Source organism: Spirillospora sp. NPDC046719 (assembly GCF_040645715.1).
Lineage (GTDB): Bacteria > Actinomycetota > Actinomycetes > Streptosporangiales > Streptosporangiaceae > Spirillospora.
This window is the reverse complement of record NZ_JBEYYT010000551.1, coordinates 1-5,313: the sequence shown is the minus strand read 5'-3', so window position 1 is coordinate 5,313 and position 5,313 is coordinate 1. Positions and strand designations below refer to the sequence as shown.

Genomic DNA, 5,313 nt, shown 5'->3' with positions numbered 1-5,313 from the left:
GCGGCCGGTGCTGACCGGCGGGTTCGCCGCGTTCCCGCCGGTCGCCGCCGCGCTCGCGGGCGCCGCACCGCTCGGCCCGCACGCCGCCGTGGAGGGCGCCGCGCTGTTCGCCGACGGGGTGTTCCGCGAGGCGCCGCTGCCCGACGTCCGGCTGCCGATCCACCGGATCCGGGACGGCCTGCCGTCCGGGGCCGAGATCGCCGTCCCCGGACGGCCCGGCCGGTTCGCCGCCCTCAACGGCCGCGACCTGCTGCTGTGCCACCGCCGCGAACCGGCGCTCGGCGCCCCGTCGCTGATGCTCGACGACACCGGGACGCTGCCGGTCGAGGTCGACGGCCGGCCCGCGCCATGCCGCGCCCCCGGCCTGGCGCCCGGCGCGTACCGGCTCGGGCTGCGCGCCGCGACCCGCGGCCCCGTCGTCGCCCTGTTCCCCGTCGCACCGGACGCCGACCCGGTGCCCGTCCCCCTGGAGAGGCCCGCCCGATGACCGACGCGCCCGCCGACGCGTCCGCCGACGCGCTCGCCGCCCTGAAGGCCGCGCTCGCCGCCGCGCTGGCGGAGGCCCGCGCCGTCCCGCCGGGCGACGACCTCGCCGCGTTCCGGTTCGTGTCCGGGCTGGACGAGGCGCTGCACGACCTGCCGGAGCTGCTGGAGACGCTGCCCGCCCTCGCCCGCGGCGGCGACCTCGGACGCGACCTCGTCGCGCACTTCGAGGAGACCACCGCCGAGCTCGCCCGGATGCGCGCGGACGTCGCCGCCGACCGCCGCCGCCTCGCCGAGCTGCGGCCCGCCGTGGAGGCGATGCGGGCGACCGCCGGCGAGCACGCCGCCGTCCGCGCCGAACTCGCCGAACTCCACCGCCTCGACGGCCTGCGCGCCGACCTCGACGCGCTCCGCGCCCAGCGCGACGCGTTCGACGCCCGCCTGCCGGAGCTGAACGCGGCGCGCGACGCCGAGGACGCGCTCGACGCGTCCGCCACCGCCCTGCTCAGCCTCACCCGCGCGCAGCTCGACCGGCTGGACGAGCGGGTCCGGGACGCCATCGAGCAGGCGGCCGCCGCGGACGCCGACCTCGCCGCCGCGCGGCGCCGCCTCGACGAGGAGCGCGCTGCCGTCGAGTCCCGCACCGCCGAGCTGGCCGCCGCCGCCGACGGCTTCACCGCCCTGCGGGCCGACGCCGAACGGCTGATGCCCGCGCTCTCCCGCTACCGCGACGCCGACCGCGCCCTGCTGGACGGCCTCGCCCGCGGCTCCCTCGTCAAGTCGTCCGGCCTGCAACGCGCCCGCGACGCCCTCGACCTGGTCGAACGCACCCTGGAGGAGCTGGACGCGGCGCTCGCCGCCGCCCTCGAGATCCACGACCACGCCCACGCCGAGGCCCGCCGCGTCCTGCCCCTCACCTGAGCGGAATCCGGTTGACCGTCCGGCCCAGTGCCGGGTCTGCTGGCGCGATGGCGAAGATGCACGACGGCGAGGTGGAGACCGACGCCGGCCTCGTCCGGCGGCTCGTGCGCGGCCGGTTCCCGGAGTGGGCCGGGCTGCCCGTCGAGCGGGTCGCGTCCGGCGGGACCGTCAACGCCGTCTACCGGCTCGGCTCCGCGCTGTCCGTCCGGCTGCCGCTGACGGCGGGCGGGGTGCGGGCCTTGGAGCACGAGACGCGGTGGCTGCCCGAGCTCGCGCCGCGCCTGCCCGTCGCGATCCCGGCCGTCGCCGGGACGGGCGGCCCCGCCGAAGGCTTCCCGTGGCCGTGGGCGGTGCACCGATGGCTCAACGGCAACCCCCCGACCGAAGGCAAGCCCGAACCCCAGGCCAGTCCCGAAACCCAGACCGGGGCCGAAACCCAGACCGGGGCCGAAACCCAGACCGGGGCCGAAACCCAGACCGGGTCCGAGGCCGAGGCCGGGGCCGGGTCCGGGTCCGAGGCCGGGGCCAGGGCCGGGTCCGAGGCCAGGGCCGAGGCCGGGTCCGAGGCCGGGGCCGGGGCCAGGGCCAAAACCCAGGCCGGGGCCGGGGGCGAAAGCGAGGCCGGGGCCCAGGCCAGGCCCGAAGCCGGGGCCGAGGCCGGGTCCGAAACCCAGGCCGGGGCCAGGGCCGAAAGCGGGGGCGAAGGCGAGGCTGGGCTGGAACTTGCCCGCGACCTCGCCGGTTTCGTGGTCGCCTTCCGCGAGATCGACATCCCTGGCGGCCCGCCCGCGTACCGCGGCGGCCCGCTGGCCTCCGTCGACGCGGCGATGCGCGCGGCCGTCGCCGAGCTGCGCCGCACCGACGAGCCCTTCGACGCGGCCGCGATCCTGGCGTCCTGGGACGAATCGCTCCGCGCGCCCGGCTGGGCGGGCCCGCCCTGCTGGCTGCACTCCGACCTCATGCCGAGCAACCTGCTCGTGGACGGCGCCGGACGGCTCTCCGGCGTCCTCGACTTCGCCACCTGCGGCATCGGCGACCCCGCCTGCGACCTGATCCCCGCCTGGAACCTCCTGCCGCCCGGCGCGCGGCCCGCCTTCCGCGACGCCGTGGACGCCGACGACGCGACCTGGCTGCGCGGACGCGGCTGGGCGCTGTCCATGGCCGTCATTCAGCTGCCGTACTACCGCTCCACGAACCCGATCATCTCGGCCAACGCCCGATACACGATCCGGTCCGTCCTCGGCGCCTGATCAGGCGACGCCGGCCACCGCTCAAGGAAGGCGGGCCGCCGCTCACGGCAGGCGGGCCACCGCGCAGAGCCGGGCACCGCTCTCACGGCACGCGGGCCACCGCGCAGAGCATCGATACGTCCTCGACCGCCGGACGGTCCTCCGGCGGCTCCTCCGGGCGCCACTCCACCACGGACCCGACGCCCGGCGGCAGCAGCTCCAGGCCGTCGAAGAAGCGCGTGAACTCGTCGCGGCTGCGCAGCCGGAACGGCACCCCGCTCCGCTCGTTCGCCTCCACGTTCACCGCGTACTCCTCCGGCGTCAGGTAGTCGCCGGTGGCGTGCGTCATCACCAGGTGGCTGCCGGACGGCAGCGCGCCCAGCAGCGTCCGGACGATCCCGTACGGGTCGTGGTCGTCGGTAATGAAATGCATCGTCGCCACCAGCATCAACGCGACCGGCTGGGACAGGTCCAGGGTCCGCCGCAGATCCGCGTCGGCGAGGATCTTCTCCGGGTCGCGCAGGTCGGCGTCGATGTAGGCCGTCCGCCCCTGCGGCTCGCTCGTCAGCAGCGCGCGGGCGTGCACCAGCACGATCGGATCGTTGTCCACGTAGACGATCCGCGCCGACGGGTCGATGCCCTGCGCGATCTCGTGCACGTTTCCGGCGGACGGCAGCCCCGTGCCGATGTCGAGGAACTGGCCGATACCGGCCTCGCCCGCCAGGTAACCGACCACCCGGCGCATGAAGGCGCGATTCTCCCGCGCCGCCAGGCTCACGGTGGGAAACGCCGACGCCACCATCTCCGCCGATTCCCGGTCGACCGCGAAATTGTCCTTGCCGCCGAGCCAGTAGTTGTACCTGCGCGAAGGGTGCGCCTTCGTCGGGTCGATCCCCGGCGGAACCCGCTCAGCGTCCACGCGGCCTCGCTTCGTCGCCGCCGCGAAACCGCGACGGAAGTGAAATGGCAGGACACCATTATGCGTGGCAGGATCGGTCCACGCGCATGACCTACCCGGGAAGGCACATGGTGGATCTTTTCTACAGCCCGTTCGACTTCGCGATTCAGGAAAACCCCTACCCGGTGTACGCGGAACTGCGCGAAAAGTCACCGGTGTATCGCAGCGAAACGGACGACTTCTGGGCGCTGTCCCGGCACGGCGACGTTCTGTCCGCGCTCCGCGACTCAGCGCGTTTCTCCAGCCGGAACGGCCTGCGCATCGAACCGGCGTTCTGGGGCCCGGAGGCGGAGAAGTTCTTTTCGTTCGTCGCCATGGACCCGCCCAAGCACACCCGGATGCGCGGCCTGGTGTCGCGCGCCTTCACCGCGCGCCGCGTCCAGGAGCTGGAGCCCCGCATCCGCGAGATCGCCCGCGAGTGCGTCCTGCCGCACCTCGACGGCGACACCTTCGACCTGATGACCGACTTCGCCGGCCGCTTCCCGACCGACGTCATCTCCGAGCTGGTCGGCGTCCCGGAGGCCGATCGGGGCATGGTCCGCGACCTCGGCATGGCGATCATGTACCGCGGGGAGGAGGGCGACGACCTGCCGCCCGAGGCGCTGCAGGCCATCGGCGCCCTCGTCGGTTACTACACCGAGCTGACGATCGAGCGGTCCAAGGAGCGCCGCGGCGACCTGCTGTCGGGGCTCCTGGACGCCGCCGACGGCGACGACCGGCTCACCCCCGAGGAGATCGTCGGCGTGCTGATCCTGCTCGTCGGCGCGGGCATCGAGACCACGATGCTGACGCTCGGCAACGCGTGGCACGCCGCCTGGCTGCACCCCGAGGAGCGCGCGCGGGCTCTCGGCGGCCGCATCGACGACTGGATCGAGGAGACGCTCCGCTGGGAGCCGACGTCGCAGGTGCTCGCCCGCACCGCCACCGAGGACATCACGCTGCACGGCGTCACGATCCCCGCCGACGCGAAGGTGCTCCTGCTCACCGGCGCCGCGAACCGCGACCCGTCCGTCTTCCCGGACCCGGACCGCTTCGACCTCGACCGCGAGACGGGCGCGTCGCTCGCCTTCGGCAACGGGCGGCACCACTGCCTCGGCGCGAACCTCGGTCGTCTGGAGGCTCGTATCGCGCTGGAGGAGGTCACCGCCGTCGTCGCCGACTACGAGATCGACGAGTCGGGCGCCGAGCGGGTGCACTCCTCCAACGACCGCGGCTTCGTGTCCCTCCCCACCCGCATCACCGCCCGCCGCTGAGGGCTCTTCCGGGGCGCCCCCCACCCCGGGGCGCCCCGGAAGCCCACCCACCTCCGCGACCGCCCCGGATACCGTCCGCCCGGCGCATTGGGACACCGCTGCCTTTCGTAAGGTGCGGATCTTCCGCGGCTGGCCTGCACTGCCTCGCCGATAAACGCCCGATGCCAGAACAGGCCACCGATGCGCAGGCAGCAATAGCAGGCGTCATCGCTTGCCTCGCGGGGTGACCTAATGCTCGGTGAAGGAGAAGACCGCCAGGCATAAGAGGGCGCCGACCTGCCAGCAAGATCATGCAGAGGCACTCGATACGCCTGGACGGCAAGTCATTCTCGGCATCCGAAGAGCTGTTTAACGCCGGATCAGTGACGGTGTTCGGGAGATCGGCGAGAGGGGTGTTCGGGTGGTGGGGTGGCGCTTGCGTACGGGGCCGCCCCTCCAAAGTCAAGGGCGCCTTCGGCGTCGCTTCGCG

5 protein-coding genes are annotated in these 5,313 nt (G+C 74.2%); 4 read left to right on the top strand and 1 reads right to left on the bottom strand.

What is annotated here, in order from left to right; genetic code table 11:
- The 3 genes from ABZ914_RS45745 to ABZ914_RS45735 form a co-directional block, all read left to right on the top strand.
- On the top strand, positions 1-487 hold a 487-nt coding region (locus tag ABZ914_RS45745), incomplete at its 5' end, for a hypothetical protein (RefSeq protein WP_500200939.1).
- Positions 484-1,404, top strand: a complete 921-nt coding sequence (locus tag ABZ914_RS45740) for a hypothetical protein (protein ID WP_500200938.1) — start codon at positions 484-486, stop codon at positions 1,402-1,404. The genes ABZ914_RS45745 and ABZ914_RS45740, both read left to right, overlap by 4 nt.
- A gap of 47 nt (positions 1,405-1,451) precedes the next feature.
- On the top strand, positions 1,452-2,654 hold the full coding sequence (locus ABZ914_RS45735; RefSeq protein WP_500200937.1) for an aminoglycoside phosphotransferase family protein: 1,203 nt from the start codon (positions 1,452-1,454) through the stop codon (positions 2,652-2,654).
- A gap of 82 nt (positions 2,655-2,736) precedes the next feature.
- Here the strand turns inward: ABZ914_RS45735 and ABZ914_RS45730 are convergent, their stop codons facing one another.
- Entirely contained in the window at positions 2,737-3,552 is an 816-nt protein-coding gene (locus ABZ914_RS45730; RefSeq protein ID WP_500200936.1) for an SAM-dependent methyltransferase, read from the bottom strand.
- Positions 3,553-3,659: 107 nt separating this feature from the next.
- Here ABZ914_RS45730 and ABZ914_RS45725 point away from each other — a divergent pair, with 107 nt between their 5' ends.
- Complete coding sequence (locus tag ABZ914_RS45725; protein ID WP_500200935.1) at positions 3,660-4,844, top strand: cytochrome P450; 1,185 nt, start codon at positions 3,660-3,662, stop codon at positions 4,842-4,844.
- Positions 4,845-5,313: the final 469 nt, after the last annotated feature.

Coding starts and splice junctions, on each gene's coding strand:
- ABZ914_RS45740 (WP_500200938.1), top strand. CDS start 484: ATGACCGACGCGCCCGCCGACGCGTCCGCCGACGCGCTCGCCGCCCTG.
- ABZ914_RS45735 (WP_500200937.1), top strand. CDS start 1,452: ATGGCGAAGATGCACGACGGCGAGGTGGAGACCGACGCCGGCCTCGTC.
- ABZ914_RS45725 (WP_500200935.1), top strand. CDS start 3,660: ATGGTGGATCTTTTCTACAGCCCGTTCGACTTCGCGATTCAGGAAAAC.